This window comes from Spiroplasma endosymbiont of Polydrusus pterygomalis (assembly GCF_964030635.1).
Classification (GTDB): Bacteria; Bacillota_I; Bacilli_A; order Mycoplasmatales; family Mycoplasmataceae; genus Spiroplasma.
On record NZ_OZ034909.1, the window covers coordinates 385,964 to 406,534 of the forward strand.

Annotated in this window: 24 protein-coding genes and 4 pseudogenes; 14 read left to right on the forward strand and 14 right to left on the reverse strand. The window is 26.1% G+C overall.

Annotated elements, in window-relative coordinates:
* Nucleotides 1-6: 6 nt before the first annotated feature.
* Nucleotides 7-804: an IS3 family transposase gene (locus ACQH23_RS02485; RefSeq protein WP_425378794.1), complete on the reverse strand. Its 798-nt coding sequence runs from the start codon at nucleotides 802-804 to the stop codon at nucleotides 7-9.
* A gap of 59 nt (nucleotides 805-863) precedes the next feature.
* Nucleotides 864-1,127, reverse strand: coding sequence for a transposase family protein (locus ACQH23_RS02490; protein WP_425377916.1), 264 nt, complete (start codon nucleotides 1,125-1,127; stop codon nucleotides 864-866).
* 187 nt (nucleotides 1,128-1,314) lie between these two features.
* On the opposite strand from ACQH23_RS02490, the gene ACQH23_RS02495 reads away from it, so the two are divergent.
* Together ACQH23_RS02495 and ACQH23_RS02500 are read left to right on the forward strand one after the other, a co-directional pair.
* On the forward strand, nucleotides 1,315-1,602 hold the full coding sequence (locus ACQH23_RS02495) for an HU family DNA-binding protein (RefSeq protein WP_425378795.1): 288 nt from the start codon (nucleotides 1,315-1,317) through the stop codon (nucleotides 1,600-1,602).
* 377 nt (nucleotides 1,603-1,979) lie between these two features.
* Nucleotides 1,980-2,183, forward strand: coding sequence for a hypothetical protein (locus tag ACQH23_RS02500; protein WP_425378796.1), 204 nt, complete (start codon nucleotides 1,980-1,982; stop codon nucleotides 2,181-2,183).
* Between the two features lie 425 nt (nucleotides 2,184-2,608).
* Here the strand turns inward: ACQH23_RS02500 and ACQH23_RS02505 are convergent.
* Both ACQH23_RS02505 and ACQH23_RS02510 read right to left on the reverse strand, forming a co-directional pair.
* Nucleotides 2,609-3,422, reverse strand: a pseudogene (locus ACQH23_RS02505) (IS5 family transposase).
* Nucleotides 3,419-3,748: pseudogene (locus tag ACQH23_RS02510) on the reverse strand (IS3 family transposase); the annotation flags it as partial. The pseudogenes ACQH23_RS02505 and ACQH23_RS02510, both read right to left, overlap by 4 nt.
* A gap of 75 nt (nucleotides 3,749-3,823) precedes the next feature.
* Between ACQH23_RS02510 and ACQH23_RS02515 the strand changes: the two are divergent.
* Nucleotides 3,824-4,087 carry a hypothetical protein gene (locus ACQH23_RS02515; protein ID WP_425377654.1) on the forward strand — a complete coding sequence of 88 codons (264 nt, stop codon included), beginning with the start codon at nucleotides 3,824-3,826 and terminating at the stop codon, nucleotides 4,085-4,087.
* 197 nt (nucleotides 4,088-4,284) lie between these two features.
* A complete protein-coding gene (locus ACQH23_RS02520; protein WP_425379291.1) occupies nucleotides 4,285-4,434 on the forward strand; it encodes an IS3 family transposase in 150 nt (49 codons plus the stop codon).
* A gap of 12 nt (nucleotides 4,435-4,446) precedes the next feature.
* On the opposite strand, the gene ACQH23_RS02525 is transcribed toward ACQH23_RS02520, so the two are convergent.
* Entirely contained in the window at nucleotides 4,447-4,851 is a 405-nt protein-coding gene (locus tag ACQH23_RS02525) for an IS30 family transposase (protein WP_425379292.1), read from the reverse strand.
* Between the two features lie 87 nt (nucleotides 4,852-4,938).
* Nucleotides 4,939-5,397, reverse strand: a complete 459-nt coding sequence (locus ACQH23_RS02530) for an IS30 family transposase (protein WP_425378797.1) — start codon at nucleotides 5,395-5,397, stop codon at nucleotides 4,939-4,941.
* Between the two features lie 57 nt (nucleotides 5,398-5,454).
* Between ACQH23_RS02530 and ACQH23_RS02535 the strand changes: the two genes are divergently transcribed.
* Nucleotides 5,455-6,030: a transposase gene (locus tag ACQH23_RS02535; protein ID WP_425378798.1), complete on the forward strand. Its 576-nt coding sequence runs from the start codon at nucleotides 5,455-5,457 to the stop codon at nucleotides 6,028-6,030.
* A gap of 262 nt (nucleotides 6,031-6,292) precedes the next feature.
* Nucleotides 6,293-7,447 carry a hypothetical protein gene (locus ACQH23_RS02540; RefSeq protein ID WP_425378799.1) on the forward strand — a complete coding sequence of 385 codons (1,155 nt, stop codon included), beginning with the start codon at nucleotides 6,293-6,295 and terminating at the stop codon, nucleotides 7,445-7,447.
* Between the two features lie 239 nt (nucleotides 7,448-7,686).
* Here the strand turns inward: ACQH23_RS02540 and ACQH23_RS02545 are convergent, their stop codons facing one another.
* Complete coding sequence (locus tag ACQH23_RS02545; protein ID WP_425379293.1) at nucleotides 7,687-7,752, reverse strand: hypothetical protein; 66 nt, start codon at nucleotides 7,750-7,752, stop codon at nucleotides 7,687-7,689.
* A gap of 170 nt (nucleotides 7,753-7,922) precedes the next feature.
* Between ACQH23_RS02545 and ACQH23_RS02550 the strand changes: the two genes are divergently transcribed.
* The 4 genes from ACQH23_RS02550 to ACQH23_RS02565 all read left to right on the forward strand — a co-directional run bounded on the left by ACQH23_RS02550 (nucleotide 7,923) and on the right by ACQH23_RS02565 (nucleotide 9,688).
* The gene (locus ACQH23_RS02550) at nucleotides 7,923-8,045 is read left to right on the forward strand and encodes a helix-turn-helix domain-containing protein (protein WP_425378800.1); all 123 of its coding nucleotides are present in this window, start codon (nucleotides 7,923-7,925) and stop codon (nucleotides 8,043-8,045) included.
* Nucleotides 8,046-8,084: 39 nt separating this feature from the next.
* Nucleotides 8,085-8,873, forward strand: a complete 789-nt coding sequence (locus ACQH23_RS02555) for an IS30 family transposase (protein ID WP_425379294.1) — start codon at nucleotides 8,085-8,087, stop codon at nucleotides 8,871-8,873.
* Between the two features lie 150 nt (nucleotides 8,874-9,023).
* The gene (locus ACQH23_RS02560; protein ID WP_425378801.1) at nucleotides 9,024-9,164 is read left to right on the forward strand and encodes a hypothetical protein; all 141 of its coding nucleotides are present in this window, start codon (nucleotides 9,024-9,026) and stop codon (nucleotides 9,162-9,164) included.
* 284 nt (nucleotides 9,165-9,448) lie between these two features.
* Entirely contained in the window at nucleotides 9,449-9,688 is a 240-nt protein-coding gene (locus ACQH23_RS02565) for a hypothetical protein (protein WP_425378219.1), read from the forward strand.
* Between the two features lie 70 nt (nucleotides 9,689-9,758).
* On the opposite strand, the gene ACQH23_RS02570 is transcribed toward ACQH23_RS02565, so the two are convergent.
* From ACQH23_RS02570 to rpsB, 3 genes are all read right to left on the reverse strand, one after another.
* Nucleotides 9,759-10,382: a hypothetical protein gene (locus tag ACQH23_RS02570; RefSeq protein ID WP_425378802.1), complete on the reverse strand. Its 624-nt coding sequence runs from the start codon at nucleotides 10,380-10,382 to the stop codon at nucleotides 9,759-9,761.
* A 31-nt stretch (nucleotides 10,383-10,413) separates the two neighbouring features.
* Nucleotides 10,414-11,304 (reverse strand): translation elongation factor Ts, encoded by an 891-nt coding sequence (gene tsf, locus ACQH23_RS02575; protein ID WP_425378803.1) that lies wholly within the window; start codon nucleotides 11,302-11,304, stop codon nucleotides 10,414-10,416.
* A 131-nt stretch (nucleotides 11,305-11,435) separates the two neighbouring features.
* Nucleotides 11,436-12,476 carry a 30S ribosomal protein S2 gene (gene rpsB, locus ACQH23_RS02580; protein ID WP_425378804.1) on the reverse strand — a complete coding sequence of 347 codons (1,041 nt, stop codon included), beginning with the start codon at nucleotides 12,474-12,476 and terminating at the stop codon, nucleotides 11,436-11,438.
* Between the two features lie 362 nt (nucleotides 12,477-12,838).
* Between rpsB and ACQH23_RS02585 the strand changes: the two genes are divergently transcribed.
* Nucleotides 12,839-13,222, forward strand: coding sequence for an IS1/IS1595 family N-terminal zinc-binding domain-containing protein (locus ACQH23_RS02585; RefSeq protein ID WP_425378805.1), 384 nt, complete (start codon nucleotides 12,839-12,841; stop codon nucleotides 13,220-13,222).
* Here the strand turns inward: ACQH23_RS02585 and ACQH23_RS02590 are convergent.
* Nucleotides 13,184-14,293, reverse strand: a pseudogene (locus tag ACQH23_RS02590) (IS3 family transposase). The gene ACQH23_RS02585 and the pseudogene ACQH23_RS02590 sit on opposite strands and share 39 nt — an antisense overlap.
* A 348-nt stretch (nucleotides 14,294-14,641) precedes the next feature.
* Here ACQH23_RS02590 and ACQH23_RS02595 point away from each other — a divergent pair.
* Entirely contained in the window at nucleotides 14,642-15,010 is a 369-nt protein-coding gene (locus tag ACQH23_RS02595) for a hypothetical protein (RefSeq protein WP_425378806.1), read from the forward strand.
* 140 nt (nucleotides 15,011-15,150) lie between these two features.
* On the opposite strand, the gene leuS is transcribed toward ACQH23_RS02595, so the two are convergent.
* From leuS to ACQH23_RS02610, 3 genes are all read right to left on the reverse strand, one after another.
* Nucleotides 15,151-17,568: a leucine--tRNA ligase gene (gene leuS, locus ACQH23_RS02600; protein WP_425378807.1), complete on the reverse strand. Its 2,418-nt coding sequence runs from the start codon at nucleotides 17,566-17,568 to the stop codon at nucleotides 15,151-15,153.
* 256 nt (nucleotides 17,569-17,824) lie between these two features.
* Nucleotides 17,825-18,040: a hypothetical protein gene (locus tag ACQH23_RS02605; protein ID WP_425378808.1), complete on the reverse strand. Its 216-nt coding sequence runs from the start codon at nucleotides 18,038-18,040 to the stop codon at nucleotides 17,825-17,827.
* A complete protein-coding gene (locus ACQH23_RS02610; protein WP_425378456.1) occupies nucleotides 17,994-18,143 on the reverse strand; it encodes a hypothetical protein in 150 nt (49 codons plus the stop codon). The genes ACQH23_RS02605 and ACQH23_RS02610 overlap by 47 nt, the downstream gene beginning before the upstream one ends.
* A gap of 71 nt (nucleotides 18,144-18,214) precedes the next feature.
* Between ACQH23_RS02610 and ACQH23_RS02615 the strand changes: the two are divergent.
* Together ACQH23_RS02615 and fib are read left to right on the forward strand one after the other, a co-directional pair.
* Nucleotides 18,215-18,620 (forward strand): annotated as a pseudogene (locus tag ACQH23_RS02615) (IS30 family transposase); the annotation flags it as partial.
* Between the two features lie 293 nt (nucleotides 18,621-18,913).
* Nucleotides 18,914-20,419, forward strand: a complete 1,506-nt coding sequence (fib, locus tag ACQH23_RS02620; protein WP_425378809.1) for a cytoskeletal motor fibril protein Fib — start codon at nucleotides 18,914-18,916, stop codon at nucleotides 20,417-20,419.
* The last annotated feature ends 152 nt before the right edge of the window (nucleotides 20,420-20,571 follow it).

Here is a 20,571-nt window from a genome sequence, read left to right on the forward strand (position 1 = left end):
AAAGGTTTACAAACTTTTATTTATTATATCTTTTTCTTTTTGGTTTGAATATCATTTATTTCATTTTTTAACATCATTAATATATTCATTATGAGATTTATAATTTTTATTATGGATTGTTCCTTTTTTAAGTAATGAATGAAAACTTTCAATAATAATGTTGTCTGCACAATGATAATTTTTACCCATTGAAATTATAATTTTGTTATCTAAACATTTACTATTATAATCTTTAGATGTATATTGATATCCGTGATCTGAATGAATTATTGTTTTATTTAGATCTTTTTTTATTTTTTTAATTTTATTAATTGCAGCATTTAAATTATCAATTACAAGTTTGTTATTATTAAATTTTGATCATTTTACATCAATAATTTCTTTAGTATATCCATCAATTATTGTTGATTGATAATGTTTTTTACCATTTCAAATTAAATAAGTTACATCAGTAAATAAAATTGAAAATCTTTCTTTAATATCATTAAAATTACGATTTACTAAATCAGGATATTTAATGATATTTTTATTTCTATTTTGTTTTATTAATATTTTTCTACGCATACGCTTTACATATTCAGCTTGAATATTATTTTCTTTCATAATTCGTAATACTTTCTTAGCATTATAAACAATACCATAATCTTCTTTTAAATATTTGGTAATTCGACGATAACCAAATTGTTTTAAATTTTCTTCATAGACTTTTACAATATTCTTTAATGGTTCACTATCCTTACCATTACTTGAATAATTTTTATATTTATCTCAATAACTACGCTTTAAATCTGTTATATCAAGCAATAAATTTAGTGGATATTTATTAAGGTTTTCTTTGATAAAAAATACAATTTTTCTTTTATTTAATTGTAAAAGTCATGAAGCTTTTTTAGTAATTCATACCTAACTTTGTAATAGTTTAAATCTCTTTTTCCTCTTTTTTCTTTTGGACCTTTATTGGTGTTTAAAATTCCTTTCTTAAAATTTTCATACCATGAAGCAACAGTTTTCTTATTAATTGCATATTTTTTTGCAATAAAACTTATACTATTATTTTTAACCTCTTGTCCTATCATTTTTCGAAAATCTGCTGTATATTTATTAAATTTTTGTCCTTTTCTTGCCATATAAAAATGCACCTCCTTTAAAATTTTAGCAAAGACTTTTTTTCTTTACTTACTTTTTTGGGTGCAGTCTAGTTAGAAAACTTGCTGAAAGTAATGTTTTTGGCTAAAAAGGTATACATTTTCTGGAAAATTGGGTAAGATAATATAAACCTAAATTTATAAAAGGTTTATTAGAAGAGGTGTAATTATGTCAAAAAAAGAACTAGCAGAACAAATTGCAGGACAATTTACTGATTTATCAAAATCATGTGCTGAAGAAATTACAAATTTTATTTTTGATAAAATTAAAGAAACTTTAGTAAAAGAAGATGAAGTATCAATTGCAGGATTTGGTAAATTTGTTGTAAATAAAAGAGCAACAAGAGATGGAAGAAATCCAGCAACGGGGGAAACAATCAAGATTCCAGCTTCTAAAGCAGCTAAATTTAAACCAGCTAAACAATTAAAAGATGCATTAAAACTAATTAACAATTAGGAAAGATTTAATTGTTATGTTAAATAGTTTATTTAACAAAGGCAGTATTAATAAGTGACGCTTTTTGTTAAGTCATTATAAATTAATAAACCTTTTATAAGAAGAAGAACAGTTAGTGTTAATCATGTTGATTATGAACTGTTCTTCTTCTGATAAAAGGTTTATTACGCCGTTAGAGATTTCAAATCATTCTAATTTTACCGAAGCACAATCAAAACAAATGTTAGATCAGTTTTTAATTTTGTCGAAAACTCTTGACATTTTAATAAAATCATGATTTTATTGGGTTTTTGATAAAATTTATTTCTTGCAAATATCTATATTTTATAAGGGTTTTTGACTTTATTAAGAGTTTTATACAAAATTAAAGAGATCAGTTGAAACAAGATGATTTCATTGATATTAAGATGAAAAAAGATGTTTTGGAAATGGATTTATCACCAATTTTTAATAAAATTATTATTTCACTTGAAAACTTACAGTTAAATGTTGAGAAAAAGATTTTATTTGACCAAGTAAATGAAATTTTACAACAACCGCTTAATGATCACGAAAAAGCTACCTTAAATACTTATTTATAAAATAAAATTTCTGATTTTCAATTAACCTTAATTATTAATAGTCATCAAGAAACAAAAATAACTTTTAAATAATTATTGAAATTTATTGATAATTACCTTAAAAATAAACCAAAATCATTAACTAAATATAATTGATTAAGGATTGGCTCAAAATCAAGAAAATTAGGAAGAGTCAAAAAAAGTTCATAACCATTTTCAACAAAATATGAAAGTGTCATTTGTTTTGTTGGTATTAATTTTATTCATTAGACTTCTTGCGATACTATGATAATCATTGCAAATTAATTCATAAAGAAAAAATACAAATAGGAATTTATACTTCTTATTAATTTAATTCTTATAGCCTTTAAGAGATGCATTATTTTGGCACAACAAAAAATGATTTTATTATTTAAAGTTAATTTTCATTCAACTTCTTGTCTTATTTATAATAACAATTGAAAATTATAGATTGAAGCAATTAAATTAAATCTTAAAGCAAATCTTTTTCTACGATTGCGATATTTTTCAGTAATAATTTTAAATTTTTTAAGGATAGAAAAACATTTTCAATAACGATTCTCATTTGTGAAATTAGTTTATTATGCTGTTTTTATTCGTTATTTAAAGGTTTTTGCTTTGTTTTTTTATGCGGAATCAAAACATTCCGATGCATTTTTTGCAAGCCTTGATAACCTGTATCAACTATTACTTTGCTAGCTTTTAAAAGTGGTATTTTTGATTCTTTAAATAAACAAAAATCATCGATTTTACCACAAGCAAAATTTGTTGCAATAATAGTTTTGCTTTCTTTTTCGAGGATTATTTGTGTTTTGATAGTATGCTTTTTCTTTTTTCCGGAATAGTATTTTTTTTGTCTTTTTCTGGGCGTTGGATTGCTATTTCGGTTGCATCAATAATAATTGTTTTATCATTAAAATATTTATTTATTAATGTTTTTTGCTCATCAAGTTGTTGAAAGTCAGGGTGTTTAATTAAAGTGTTTTCAATTCATTTGATATTACGATAACAATTACTCTCACTAATGCCAAAACTTTTGCCAAGATGAAAATAAGTGCGGTATTCTCTTCAATATGATAAAGTCATTAATAAACGATTTTCTAATGATAATTTATTATCTTTTCCGCCTTTTTTAAATTTTTTTAACTCGGCTTCTTTTAAAATATCTAACATTTTATTAAAAGTATTTTGTTTTATTCCTGTTAATGGATTGGCAACCCTTTTTAGGACACTTTTTATATGGACTGTTGTTTTCTAAATTCAACAGGTGTTAAATAATTTAAACTACCGTGAATTCGAATATTGTTATATCAATGCTCAAAGTCAAATAATTTGTATTTTAATTGGGTTAAATTTATAAATTTTTGCCCCTTGATAAATTCCGTTTTAAAACTTTTGTAAGTTGTTTCAGCCACAGCATTATCGTATGGACAGCCTTTATTGCTTAATGATCGTTTGATGTTAAAAGTACTTAAGATATTATCAATGATTTTATTTTTAAATTCATTACCCCGGTCAGTATGAAATAACGTAATTTGATTTAATGGTTTTGTAATTGAATAAAAAAAGTAGACTGCACCCAAAAAAGTAAGTAAAGAAAAAAAGTCTTTGCTAAACTTTTAAAGGAGGTGCATTTTTATATGGCAAGAAAAGGACAAAAATTTAATAAATATACAGCAGATTTTCGAAAAAGGATAGGACAAGAGGTTAAAAATAATAGTATAAGTTTTATTGCAAAAAAATATGCAATTAATAAAAAAACTGTTGCTTCATGGTATGAAAATTTTAAGAAAGGAATTTTAAACACCAATAAAGGTCCAAAAGAATCATTTGAAAAAAGAGATTTAAACTATTACAAAGTTAGGTATGAATTACTAAAAAAGCTTCATGACTTTTACAATTAAATAAAAGAAAAATTGTATTTTTTATCAAATAAAACATTAATAAATATCCACTAAATTTATTACTTGATGTAACAAATTTAAAGCGTAGTTATTGAGATAAATATAAAAATTATTCAAGTAATGGTAAGGATAGTGAACCATTAAAGAATATTGTAAAAGTCTATGAAGAAAATTTAAAACAATTTGGTTATCGTCGAATTACCAAATATTTAAAAGAAGATTATGGCATTGTTTATAATGCTAAGAAAGTATTACGAATTATGAAAGAAAATAATATTCAAGCTGAATATGTAAAGCGTATGCGTAGAAAAATATTAATAAAACAAAATAGAAATGCCAAATTGTAAAGTTAAGTGCAACTAAATTATTTTTCTAACCAAATATTCGATTGGCGAAAGATAATTTAGTATTTTTCTTGGTCTTTGGTTTAAAGACAATATAAATTTATGAACTGCATTTTTAGTAGTATTTGAAAAATTAAATTTTTTAGGAAATTTTTCTCTAATTAAACCATTAGTATTTTCATTAGTACCTCTTTGTCAGGGTGAATATGCATTAGCAAAATAAATTTTCACATTTAAATTTTTTTCAAGTTGTTGTCAATTAGCAAATTCTTTACCACGATCAAATGTTATAGTCTTAACAAGATTATTTGGCAGAATTGATAAATAATGGCTAATATTTTCGTTAATAACTTTAGTAGTTCTATTTTCAACTAATATTGCTAAAGTAAATCTTGATGTTCTTTCAACTAAAGTTATTAAACATGATTTACTTTTACCTCGTGATGATACTACGGTATCACCTTCTCAATGACCAAGAGTTACGCGATTATTAACATTAGCATTTCGTTATTTAATTGATTTACCATTAAATTTACCCCGATTTTCTTGATATTTTCGTTTCTTACCTTTTCTTCTTAAATTTTTATTAGTAACTTTTTCAAGTAATCCAGAATAAATTCAATTGTAAATTGTTTTAAAACTAATAATTCATTCTTTATGAAAATTTTTAATTCTGCCATAAATTTGTTCGGGTGATCAACCTAATAATAATTTTTGTTGTACATATTTTACTAATTCTCTATTTTTAAACTTATGAAAATAAATATGTGATTGTTTTCTATTTTCTGCTTTATTTTGTGCAATTAATGAAAAATAATGATTATTATCTTTATTTCTATTAACTTCTCGAATAATAGTACTAATACTTCGATTAAGATTTTTAGCTATTTCACTAATTTTTATTTTAAACTTCAATTGATTCTCAATATAAATTCTTTCATCTATGCCAAGATGTTTATATCCCATATAAAAAATCCTTGCTTTATTTTTTCTAAAATAAACTTAGCATCATAAAATTTTTATATGGGATTTTTTGCAATTTTATTTACTTGCACTTACAAGTATAATTCAGCAAATAAAAATATAATTAAATATCCTGATTTAGTAAATCGTAATTTTAATGATATTAAAGAAATATTTTCAATTTTATTTACTGATGTAACTTATTTAATTTTAAATGGTAAAAAACATTATCAATCAACAATAATTGATGGATATACTAAAGAAATTATTGATGTAAAATGATCAAAATTTAATAATAACAAACTTGTAATTGATAATTTAAATGCTGCAATTAATAAAATTAAAAAAATAAAAAAAGATCTAAATAAAACAATAATTCATTCAGATCACGGATATCAATATACATCTAAAGATTATAATAGTAAATGTTTAGATAACAAAATTATAATTTCAATGGGTAAAAATTATCATTGTGCAGACAACATTATTATTGAAAGTTTTCATTCATTACTTAAAAAAGGAACAATCCATAATAAAAATTATAAATCTCATAATGAATATATTAATGATGTTAAAAAATGAAATAAATGATATTCAAACCAAAAAGAAAAAGATATAATAAATAAAAGTTTGTAAACCTTTTTATTAATACTTACTTTTTTGGGTGCAGTCTACTATATACCACACACATTTTGGAGATTGCAAGAAAACTTCTTTGAATTTTGTAGAAAAATCTTGATAAAGTCAAAAACCTTTATAAAATATAGATATTTGCAAGAAATACATTTTATCAAAAACCCAATAAAATCAAGGTTTTATTAAAATATAAAGATTTTTCGACAAAATTAAAACAAAATTAAAAAAATTTATTAAAATAAAATTAAAGGAGAATAAAATAATGAAAAAATTAATGATGATTTTAACATCTTTTGCACTAACAGCCCCAATTGCTAGAACAATTACAGCGTGTCATAACATTGATAAAGGAGATGAAGGTACTGGGGTTCCAACTATTGCAGCTATTAAAGCAAATTTAAAGAAACAAGGTTATAATGTTGATAACTTGGATGTTGACTTAGCACCAGGTATGAAAATAGCAACAATTCGTTTTATGCCGGATGCACCAAACCCTTCTTTTTTAACAAAAGAAATCAATTTAAAATGATCCACAAATGATATTAGTAAAATTATTACTTTTACTTCACTACCATATGAGAATGGTGAACAAAAAAATAACGTTAAGGTAAAATTAGGAGCAGCAGAATTATTAATGGCTGTTAATAATTTAAATGGAACAAATTTTACTTTTGACGATGTTGATGTAAAATTTGATCAAGATAATACTCAACAATGAATAATTACCCCAAAAGTTGATGGTAACTTTACTGGATCAGCAGTTGAAATTGTTGATGAGCCAATTACATTTCCAGAGGCGTTCCCTTTGAGTAACATAGGGGATATTTATATTAATGAGAAACTTTGGGCAGAATATCAAAATAAACCAACAGATGGGAAAGTGTCCATGACAGCAGCTATTATGGAATTTGTTGGGGATCGAAATCGTTTTGCTAATTTATATAAAACAGCAATGTTTACAGCAATGTTTAATGCAATTGTGAAAGGCGGAATTAAGTTAGAAATTAATGAAAACGGAGAAGGAACATTACAAATCAAGACTGAAGTTGAAGGTATTATTAATTTATCGACACTATCAGCTAATTTTAAAATTTATACAACACTGCGTAAGTTTTTAAATCAAAATAATGTAGATCCAACAGGAACGAAAGAAATTGCCGTTAAATTAGATAAGACTTATACAAAAGAAAATGAAGATGAACTTCGTTATGAACTTGTTACTAAATTATTAGGAAAAGAATTTGCTGATCAATATAAAGCAATTTGATATGATGAAATTTCAGTAACTTTTACAAAAAATGGAGCAGGAGCAATTGTTAGTGCTAAACCAGGTTCAAAAATTTTGGCTATCTCTGATGCTTTAGCATCTGAAATGACATACGTTCCAAATTACAAATTAAATGTTACTTTTGAATAAAAGGAAAATAAACTCATTAATCTTATGCTTTAATTTTGTCTAAAACTCTTGATAAAGTAAAAAACCTTATAAAATATAGAGATTTGCAAAAAAATACATTTTATCAAAAACCCAATAAAATCAAGGTTTTATTAAAATATCAAGATTTTTCGACAAAATTAAAGATCTTATGAGTTTATTTTTTTTGTTTGAACAGTTTATAATTAAAATTGGATTGGCAACCCTTTTTAGGACACTTTTTATATGGACTGTTGTTTTCTAAATTCAACGGGTGTTAAATAATTTAAACTACCGTGAATTCGAATATTGTTATATCATTAGACTTATTGCGATACTGGTTTTTCTTATTAAGAATATTTCTATAAAATGCTGAATTATACTTGTAAGTGCAAGTAAATAAAATTGCAAAAAATCTCATATAAAAATTTTATGATGCTAAGTTTATTTTATAAAAAATAAAGCAAGGATTTTTTATATGGGATATAAACATCTTGGCATAGATGAAAGAATTTATATTGAGAATCAATTGAAGTTTAAAATAAAAATTAGTGAAATAGCTAAAAATCTTAATCGAAGTATTAGTACTATTATTTGATAAGTTAATAGAAATAAAGATAATAATCATTATTTTTCATTAATTGCACAAAATAAAGCAGAAAATAGAAAACAATCACATATTTATTTTCATAAGTTTAAAAATAGAGAATTAGTAAAATATGTACAACAAAAATTATTATTAGGTTGATCACCCGAACAAATTTATGGCAGAATTAAAAATTTTCATAAAGAATGAATTATTAGTTTTAAAACAATTTACAATTGAATTTATTCTGGATTACTTGAAAAAGTTACTAATAAAAATTTAAGAAGAAAAGGTAAGAAACGAAAATATCAAGAAAATCGGGGTAAATTTAATGGTAAATCAATTAAAGAACGAAATGCTAATGTTAATAATCGCGTAACTCTTGGTCATTGAGAAGGTGATACCGTAGTATCATCACGAGGTAAAAGTAAATCATGTTTAATAACTTTAGTTGAAAGAACATCAAGATTTACTTTAGCAATATTAGTTGAAAATAGAACTACTAAAGTTATTAACGAAAATATTAGCCATTATTTATCAATTCTGCCAAATAATCTTGTTAAGACTATAACATTTGATCGTGGTAAAGAATTTGCTAATTGACAACAACTTGAAAAAAATTTAAATGTGAAAATTTATTTTGCTAATGCATATTCACCCTGACAAAGAGGTACTAATGAAAATACTAATGGTTTAATTAGAGAAAAATTTCCTAAAAAATTTAATTTTTCAAATACTACTAAAAATGCAGTTCATAAATTTATATTGTCTTTAAACCAAAGACCAAGAAAAATACTAAATTATCTTTCGCCAATCGAATATTTGGTTAGAAAAATAATTTAGTTGCACTTAACTTTACAATTTGGCAAATATAATTAAAAATAAAAAATATAAATTAGGAGGGTATAAAACTATGAAAAATCATAACTTTAAATTTCTTAATGATAAAGAATTATTACGATTAACAGGAATAAAAAAAATACTTTTAATAAAATGTTAGATATTTTAAAAGAAGCCGAGTTAAAAAAATTTAAAAAAGGCGGAAAAGCTAATAAATTATCATTATACTTCTTGCGATACTATGATAATCATTGCAAATTAATTCATAAAGAAAAAATACAAATAGGAATTTAGACTGCACAGTTTCAGATAACTGAGAATTTTAATTAAAAAATGCTTTCATTTCATATTGAGGTAGCGTGTAAAATGTTGGGGAAAAGTTTTCAGCATTAAGTTCTAATAATAATTATAAACTCTTTTAAATAAAATAGTTTATAATTATTATTAGAACTTAATGCTGAAAACTTTTCCCCAACATTTTACACGCTACCAATGACAAAATTAATTTATTTTTATCAATCACTTCAACGCGACAAACAGACAATGGTTCATCAATTAGTTATAACAATAAAAAATATATGGCTTATAATAATAAAAAGTTAAAAGTCTTTAATTCAAAAACAAAAATTACAGTAATTAAAGCATTTGATGAAACATTATATTTAAAATATAACAATCAAATATATAATTTATTAGAATACATTCCGGTTCCTATTAAAAATATTGAAAACAAAGTTCCCAAATCTAAAGCACATAAACCAAAACCAAATCATCCTTGAAATAATCAATATACATTACAAACATTATCAATTAAATAATTTTGCGAAATTTTTGCTAGATATTGACATAAATATTTCTCAAAAAAAAAGATTTTCCAAGCGAAATTGCTTAATCTTTTTTTTCTGGTGCAGTTTTTTCAACTGCTTCTGGTGCTGTTGAATCAACAGTTTCTAATGTTTGATCCGATTGATTTGGAACAAACATCATAATTTCTTGATTTAATAAATCAACATTATTAACCATAAATTGCCCTGCTTGACTTGCCAATGAAAAACGAGTTTTTTTCTTACTACGTCTTCCTTCGGTATAATAAATTAATAATTGATTTGTTTTATAATTGTGTTCAACACGAGTAATTTTACGAATTAAAATTCGTTCTCCTAAAAAGGTAATTTCTTTTTCATCAATTCCAATTGCAATTAATTGTAAGAATAAGAAAATATAAATTCCAACTCCAACAGTTAAAGCAAAAGCAAGCACAATCATGATAATTAACGGTACATCTGATGATACCTTAATTCCAAATTGTAAAACAAAAGCAATAATATCAACTGGTAAATTAGCCCCTAAAATAAAAAATAAAATAATTAAAATCTTTTTATTAATAAAACGGATTTTAAATTCTCGTTTTGTAAAGCTAATTAAATAACCAATAATTGATAAACCAACAGCAGCAAATAAAAAGCTTGCCATTGAAAGGGCAATTATTGTCCCTCTTTCAGCATTATCCATTATTATGACCTCCTTTCCATCATTATTATTCTTACTTGCGAACTTGGGCCATTACTTCAGAAGCAAAATAAATTTCTGCTTTTTCAATCCCTTCACCAACTTCATATCGGATCATGTCAACAACAGTAACATTATTTGTTTTGATAACATCCCCAATTTTTTGATCAGGATTAACAACAAAAACTTGATCTAAAAACGATATTTCAGCTAATTGTTTGTTTAAACGTCCTTCGGCCATTTTTGCTAAAATATTATCTGGTTTCCCAGCATTTTTGGGATCATTTTTCGCCTCAGCGGTTAAAATTGTTTTTTCACTATTTAAAAAATAAGCAGAAATATCATCGCGAGAAATAAATTGTGGTCGCATTGCCGAAACATGCATTGCCAATTGTTTGCCAATTGTTTCATCAATTTTTCCATTAAAAATTAACACCGTTGCAATGCGATTATTTGAATGTAAATAAACACCCATTGATTGATCGGCTTTTAAATGCAATGTTTTAAATCGACGAAGCGTAATCTTTTCGCCAATTGTGGCAATAGCATGCACAATAACTGTTTCTAATGGTTCGCTATTAACAACTATTTTTAATGCTTCTTCAACCGTTTTTGGTTCATGAGTAATTAACGCTTCCCCTACAGTAGCCATTAAATCTAAAAATTGTTTATTTTTGGTAACAAAATCAGTTTCTGAATTAATTTCAAAAATAACTGTTTTATCTCCTTTGGTTATTAAACCAACTAATCCTTCAGCGGCAATCCGATCATATTTTTTCGCTGCTTTGGTAATTCCTTTCTCACGTAACCATGTAATAGCTTCTTCGATATTACCTTCAGTAACTTCTAATGCTTTTTTACAATCTAACATCCCGGATCCTGTTCGATCTCTTAATTTTTTTACTAATTGTGCAGTAACTGTCATATTGAGATTCTCCTTTCAAATTTAAGGGTGCTTGTATTGAAATTAACCAGTTAATACAATTTGCTTTGTCGGTTATTTTTTACAATCTTGTTATCAATAATTGCTAAATGTTTACTTAACTTATTAATCATTTATGCTTTTTTGGCCTTTGGTAAAGCAAAACTTCCACCAAGGGTTTCTAACTCATCAACTTTTAATTTTGCTAAAGTCTTTTCTAAATCATTATCCACAACACTAATTGTTTCTAAATTAAAACTTGGTGTGGTTGTTGGGGCAACTGGGGCCGCTTTTGGGGTCGCAGAAGCTGCGACAACAGTTTCTTCTTTGGATGGATAACTTTGGCGATGTGTAGAACTATATTGTTGGTTTTTTCCGCGTTCATATTTTCCACCCATTCTGCGATTATCATATTGACCACCACGGTAATGACGATTTTCTTCGCCATCACGACGCGTAAATTCATTTGGTTTAAATTGCGGTTCTGGAATTTTAATTCCCATAGCATCACCATATAAGTCAGCAATATGATGGGTAATAATCGCAATTGAACGAGAAGTATCATCATTTGCGGGAATGATATAGTCAATTGGATCGGGATCCACATTTGTATCACAAATCGCAATAACTGGGATTCGTAATTTACGGGATTCACGAACAGCAATATGTTCCTCTTTTGGATCAACCACAAACAATGCTTGTGGTAATTCTTTCATTCCTTTAATTCCACCTAAGAATTTTTCTAATTTTTCTTTTTCTTTTTTAATTAACATTTGCTCTTTTTTTGGTAATAATTTTAATTCACCATTTTTTTGGCGTTCAATACTTCATAAACGTTTAACACGTAAATGAATTGTTTTTAAGTTTGTTAGGGTTCCTCCTAATCAACGTTGATTAACATAAAAACATTCAGAACGTTCCGCTGCATCTTTAACAATTCATTTTGCTTGTTTTTTTGTTCCAACAAATAAAATTTTTCCTTTACGAGCAGCAATATTTGCCATTAATTTTTTAATATCTTCTAATCTTCATAATGTTTGTTGTAAATCAATAATATGAATCTTATTCTTTTCCCCATAAATATATGGTTTCATTTTGGGATTTCATCTTTTTGTTTGATGCCCAAATTGAGCACCAGCTTCTCATAACATTTCTCTTGTTAATTCTTTTGCCATATTTTTATTTAATTCTCCTTTTCGTTAAACATCCACTTATTTCTAACATTTACCACTATCTTATTAAAATAAATAGCACTGGGCAAATGAATCCATAAATGTGTATTGTATACCATTAATTTTATTGAATACAAGCACTTAGAATTATAACATACTTTTTTTTAAACAAGCAATAAAATGTTTTTTTTAATTTTGTCGAAAACTCTTGATAAAGTCAAAAACCCTTATAAAATATAGAGATTTGCAAGAAATACATTTTATCAAAAACCCAATAAAATCAATGTTTTATTAAAGTATCAATAGTTTTCGACAAAATTAAAAAAATTAGGTATATTTTTAATATAAAGAGAGGTAAATAATTGATGGAAAAAATACTTGCAGAATTAATAAATAGTTTAACAGATGATCAATTTTTAGAATTTTATGAAAAAGTTAAAAAAGAAGCAGAATTAATCAAAAAACAAAAACGCTTAAATGAAATTGATCAAAAATTTAGAGATAAAGGTATTAAATGCCCTAATTGCAAATCTTATCATTGTGTTAAAAATGGCCATAATCCCGAAGGAAAACAAAAATATTTATGCAAAAAATGTCGGGCTAGTTTTGATGCTTTTTGTCATCATTTTACTTATTGAAGTCATTTAAATTATGAACAATGAAATTTATTAATTCAAATTTTGGATTGGCAACCCTTTTTAGGACACTTTTTATATGGACTGTTGTTTTCTAAATTCAACAGGTGTTAAATAATTTAAACGACCATGAATTCGAATATTGTTATATCAATGCACGAAGTCAAATAATTTGTATTTTAATTGGGTTAAATTTATAAATTTTTGCCCCTTGATAAATTCTGTTTCAAAACTTTTGTAAGTTGTTTCAGCCACAGCATTATCAGAAGGACAGCCTTTATTGCTTAATGATCGTTTGATGTTAAAAGTATTTAAGATATTATCAATGATTTTATTTTTAAATTCATTACCCAGGTCAGTATGAAATAACGTAATTTGATTTAATGGTCTTGTAATTGAATAAAAGGCTTTTTGTCCTAGTTGGGCTGTTTTGTTTGTCCTGGCACTATAGCCAATTATTTCACGATTAAACAAGTCGATTAATAAACAAATATAATGTCATTTATCACCAACTTGAACATATGTTAAATCACTAACAACAACTTCATTTGGTTGTTTATTATTAAATTCACGGTTTAAAACGTTGCTAATTTCGTCGTTATTAACCATTGACTTATGATTACGATATTTTAATTTGGTGTATTTAGATACTAACTGATTTTTAATCATAATTTGACGAATTTTTCTTCTCGATAAGATAATATCTTTTCTGGTTAAAATAGCTTTAATTTTACGAGCTCCATAAATTTTGCGACTATCATTAAATGGACTGATAACTTCTTGTTCATAATTATTAACATCAACCGTATCGTATTTATTAATTTGATAGTAATATGTTGATTTTGCTATCTTTAATATTTGACCCATTTTTCGCACGGAATATTTTTATTTATTATTGTTAATAATTTCTATTTTTTGCCGATTATCAGTGTCGCTTGCTTTAAAATGTCGTTTTCCATTCGTAATTGGATTAATTCTTTCCGCAAGGCAATCAAGTTCATTTTCTTCAACAGTGCGGTTATCTTTTGCTTTAAAAGATCCATAATTATTTAATTTTTCAATTCACTGATATACGGCTGATTTTGACATCCCATATTCCTTAATAATTTCAAGAATGGTTTTACCATTTTGATAAAGTAAAACAATTTGTTTTTTAAATTCATCGGTATATGAATTTCTTCCCATTTTTATATTCCTACTTTCTTCATAATTATATTTTATTTGAAAGTCCACATAAATATGGTCCAACTTATTGTAACCTATCCATTTCATTGCTAGGACAATCTAGTAAAGTAATTTCCCGTTTTATTAAAACAACACCCAAAACAGCTTGATATAATCGTCAAAAATTAATGCAATCAAAACAATTATAAAATACTCAATTAAAATTTAAAAAATTAAATGGCCAAACACAAATCGATGAAACATTTATTAAAGAAATCCATAAAGGTAATTTTAAAGATAAATTTGATAAACGAAAAACTCATCTTGATCCATTTTCCACTAACACTAAATGTTGTATTCAAATGGCGGTTGATACTAATAATAATATTTACTAATACCAAACGATTACAAAAACAGTGAATTATTGAAAATATGAATACAAAATTAATTAACAAAAATTCCATTATTATTTCTGATATGCAACCATTATATTTATTAGTAGCAAAACAAACAAGTTCTACTTTATATGCCACTAAAACTAGGACAAATCCTGATGCCAGTTATCGAAAATTAAATAAAATTAGTAAATTACAAGCAAGTCTTAAAGAAGCCTTGGTTCATTATCATGGTTTAGGTTTTACTAACATTCAAAATTATTTAAATCTCTGAAAATGAAAATACCAACACAAAGATTTAACACCAAACCAACAAGCAACGGTATTATATTTTAACATCTAAAAAAATTAAAGAACAATAATAATCTTCCACCAAATTCGTTTTAAAATTGTCATATTGATGATTTTTTTAACTTTATCAAGAGTTTTCGACAAAATTAAAGATTAAGGTTAATTAAATAATTAATATGATGTTATATAATATTATTTTACAACAAAATTAATAATTTTATTTTTAATAATAACTTCTTTAAGAATTTCATGGTTTGCTAAAAACGCTTGAACATTTTGATTAGCTTTTGCTAAAGCTAATAATTCATCTTCCGGTGTATCAATCAAAACTTCTAATTTAGCTCGTAATTTACCATTAATTTGAACAGCAATGATAACTTCATCTTTTTGTAAATATTTTTCTTCATATGTTGGCCAAGTTGCTAAGGCAACCGAAGATGGTTGTTGTAAATTAACTCAAATTTCTTCTGCTAAATGCGGTGCAAATAAACTTAACATCTTAGTAAACCCTTCAAAATATGGTTGATTAATTGGTCCGGTTGTTTTATAGCAAGCATTAATAAAGACCATTAATTGCGAAATTGCAGTATTAAAACTTAACTTCTCTAACATTTCCGTTCCTTTTTTAACCATATTATGATAAGCAAAATCAAGTTGATGATCATTAACTTGGGAAAAATTATTATTTTTAACCAACCGATAAATTCGGTCTAATCATTTTCGAGCTGAATCTAAACCATTATGATTTCACGATAACGATGCATCAATTGGCCCCATAAACATTTCATATACCCGTAAGGTATCAGCCCCATGTGATTTAACAATATCATCGGGATTAACGACATTTCCTTTTGACTTACTCATTTTCGAACCATCAGCCCCTAAAATCATTCCCTGGTTAACTAACTTATAAAACGGTTCAGAAGTTGGTACTAATTTTTGATCATATAAAAATTTATGTCAAAAACGAGAATATAATAAATGTAAAACAGCATGTTCTTGACCACCAACATACAAATCAACTGGTAATCATTTTTTAAGTAAGGCTTGTCCCTTTGCACTACGCAAATCTAACATTTCCTTATTTTCCATTAAAACATAACCCAAATAATATCAACAACTACCTGCTCACTGCGGCATCGTATTTGTTTCACGACGCCCTTTTTTCCCAGTACTATCAACAACAGTTAATCAATCTTTTGCATTAGCTAATGGCGATTCCCCCGTTTGAGATGGTTTAATATTTGTCATTTTTGGTAATTCTAATGGTAATTCAGCTTCATCAACTAAACTAATTGACCCATCTTCTCAATGAATAATTGGGAATGGTTCTCCTCAATAACGTTGACGAGAGAATAATCAATCACGTAATTTATAAGTTGTTTTAACTCTAGCATTTCCAGTCGCTGTTAAAACATCAATTGCTTTCTCCGTTGCGGCTTGCGTTGTTAAACCATTTAAGAAATCAGAATTAATATGTTTCCCATCTTTATTATTCAACTTATTATGATGTTCTCCTTCAATCACATAACTAATTGGTAATTGATATTTTAAGGAAAATAAATAATCGCGTTCATCATGTCCTGGGACCGCCATCACCGCTCCTGTTGCATAAAACGGTAACACATAATCAGCAATTCAAATTGAAATAACTTTTTGATTAATTGGATTAATTGCATAACTACCAATGAATAAACCATTTTTTTCTTTACTAATATCTTGGCGGTCTAATTCACTTTTTGCTTTTGTTGCTGCTAAAAATTTTTCCACCGCTGGTTCATACTCTGAAGTTGTCAATTTTGAAACCAAAGGATGCTCTGGAGCTAAAACAAGATACTCAACACCAAAAATGGTATCAGCACGAGTTGTAAAAACTTCAATTATTTCTGAACTATTTTGTACAGCAAACTTAATTTCCGCACCAACTGATTTACCAATTCAATTTCATTGTAACTCTTTAACTGATTCAGGTCAATCAACCTCATCTAAACCTGCCAATAATTTTTCAGCATAAGCCGTAATTTTTAAAACTCACTGACGCATCGGTTTTTTAAAAACTGGATAATGACCCCGTTCTGAAACCATTTTGCCATCAATATTTAAAACCTCTTCATTTGCTAACACAGTTCCTAACTCTGGACATCAATTAACATCAACATCCCGCATTTCAGCTAAACCATTTTGATATAATAATTCAAAAATTAATTGTGTTGTTTTAAAAAATCCTGGTGACGAAGTATTAACCTCTTTATCATAATCATAACTAAAACCAAGTCCTTTTAATTGCTGACGAAAATTAGCAATGTTTTGCAATGTAAATTCCGCTGGATCATTCCCTGTTTGTAAGGCATATTGTTCGGCTGGTAAACCAAAGGCATCTCAACCAATTGGATGTAAAACATCATAACTTTGTAATTTTCGCATACGACTAATAACGTCTGTTGCAACATAACCTTTAGGGTGACCAACATGTAATCCTGCTCCTGACGGATAGGGAAACATATCTAAAATATAAGCTTTTTGTTCCGAATTATTTGTTGTTTTAAAAGTTTGATGTTCTTCTCAGTATTGCTGTCATTTTTGTTCAATTGCTTTATGCGAAAATTCCATATTTATTACCCTTTCTAAATTTTTATCTTTTTTAATTATAACATTGTTCGCAAATTTGATTTAATTTTGTCGAAAATTCTGTCCTTATCTTGTGATAACTATTACGAAATTATCACAAGATAAGGACATTTTTTTTAAAAAATAGTTGCATTTATTTTAAATAATGTTATCATCAATTTAACAAGAGATACAAATTTGGAGCTTGTATCTACACAATGCCTTATTAAAAATATTTTTAATATAAGATTTTAAATTATTATTGTATGAATCAACTTCTTTTTTTATATTGTCTATTTAATATTTTAAATGCCAAATTGTAAAAGTCATGAAGCTTTTTTAGTAATTCATACCTAACTTTGTAATAGTTTAAATCTCTTTTTTTAAATGATTCTTTTTGACCTTTATTGGTGTTTAAAATTCCTTTCTTAAAATTTTCATACCATGAAGCAACAGTTTTTTTTATTAATTGCATATTTTTTTGCAATAAAACTTATACTATTATTTTTAACCTCTTGTCCTATCATTTTTCGAAAATCTGCTGTATATTTATTAAATTTTTGTCCTTTTCTTGCCATATAAAAATGCACCTCCTTTAAAAGTTTAGCAAAGACTTTTTTTCTTTACTTACTTTTTTGGGTGCAGTCTAGGTCATCTAGAAGGAGATACTATAGTTGGTAAAAACCATAAAACAGCAATTATAACTTTAGCTGATATATGATCTAAAACAGCAATCCCGCTAGTAACTAATAGTAGAAAAAGCAAAGATGTCATAGAAAGTATAATAAAATTTATTTTAAACAAACCACCCTGGCACAATAAAAAAAATTACATTTGATCGTGGTAAATAATTTAGCAAGTGAAAAAAACTTTAAAATATTTGTAAAATAAAAGTTTATTTTGCTGATTATGGTTGTCCTGGCCAAAGAGGATTAAACGAAAATAATAATGGAATTTTGAGACGAAGTTTACCAAAAGGAATAGATTTATCAATATTTTCTCAATATGACTTAAATAAAATAGCATTGAAAATAAATTCAATGCCAAGAAAATAATTAAATTATAAAAATTCATTGGATTTAATACAAAATATTCAATAAAGTGTCCCAAATATATTTACAATTCAGGAAAACAAAATAATTTTTGTCATTTTAACAATTTTGAACATTTTAGGGTTAGTCATTGATAATTAGGTCAAAATACGATACAATAAACATAGTTGTATTTTGCATATAATCAAATATTAATTATAGTAAGATGCACTAAAAATAGACAATTTTTGAAATAAAAATATGAAAATAGAGGTGGAAAATAAATGATCGGTGTAATTTCAACAGCATATTTTACTATGAAAGATAAACACAGTATTAAAACAGTAAAAAAATATTGGTGAAAGAACTGTGTAATTCAACATGTTAAATACCATGGAAAAACTTTCATTATAGCAACAGTAGGATATGGTAAAGCAAACGCTGCAATGGCTATTACTTATTTATTAGAAAAATATCCTGGTTTACAAACAATTTTAAATGTAGACTTAGCATTATCAACAAATGATAAACATGACACAGGAGATACAACAATCTCAACAAAATTTATTTATTGTGATGCGGACTTAACGGTTTTCAAAGATATTAAATATGGGCAAATTGTTAATGAACCAGAATCATTCCAATTCGATGGTGAATTTGCTAAGGTTGTTAAAGGCTTTAAATTAGGACTAACTGAAGGGGTTACTGGAACAGCAGATATGTTGATTTATAACTCAAAACAATTTAAAGAAATGGTTGATAAATATGGGCATACCATTGATGTGATTGACACTGAAGCTGGTGCAATTGCACAAATTGCGAAAAAGTCAAGTATTAATTATGTTGCTTTAAAAATTATTTATAATAATGCATTATCACCATGAGATAATGACCCAATTCATAAATTTAAAATGTATGAAACAGTTAATACATTAAAATATTTATTAAGAAGGTTATTTAATTTATTAAGTTCAAGATATATTATTGACTTGTCACAATCTTCACAAGATGATTTAGATTCAATTAATGAATTATTTGAAATTAAACATGACCAATGAATTAAATTATTTAAACCAAATACACACAAAGTATTATCGGGATTTGGACCTTCATTAATGTTAGTTGATAAAGCAGAAAGAACACCAGTTGCCTTGGATATTATTCAAGTAATACGTTCAAAAGCGAAAGAAACAGAAGGACCAAGTAAAGTAATTTTAGGCGAAGATGAATGGAAAAATGCGCCAAAAAAATGATTACGTAAGTTATTATTTTTAGAACAAGTTCGTGTTAATGATGATGAATTATTATGAAATAAATCATCAAAATATGATTTAAATAATGAAAGATTATATAAAATTGAAACAGTTGCCAATGAAATTGCAGCTGCTATTGCTGAAAAATGTCAAGATAAATCATCATATACATATAATGATGCAACAGTACCAGAAAAATACTTATTAGTAAATTGTGATGCTAAAGTTTCATTTTACATTACCCACAATCAATCACATGAATTTGTGGAAAATAAAGAATTTGGAACACAATTAGTAAGTAATGAATTTGTTAAATACTTGAATGAAACATTAAAAGATGTTGATTCACCATATCAACAAATTGTTATTTATATGACAATTCCAACATTAGATTATCGTAAAATTCCCGTGTTTATTTCTTCAAATAAAGGAACAAACAGAAGTGTTAAATTTGGCACTTTAAAACAAAAGTATCAAAGAGATTACACTGTCGTTGATATTACTAGAAATGATTATGATCCAATCAAAGTTGGTTCATTCAAAGTTACAATTCGTTTAAAAAGTGATTAGTTTTTAACTAATTTTATTAAAAAACAACCTTTCGGATTTAATTTTGTCGAAAACTCTTGATATTTATAAAATATATCTAAAATAGACTGCACCCAAAAAAGTAAGTAAAGAAAAAAAGTCTTTGCTAAACTTTAAAGGAGGTGCGTTTTTAT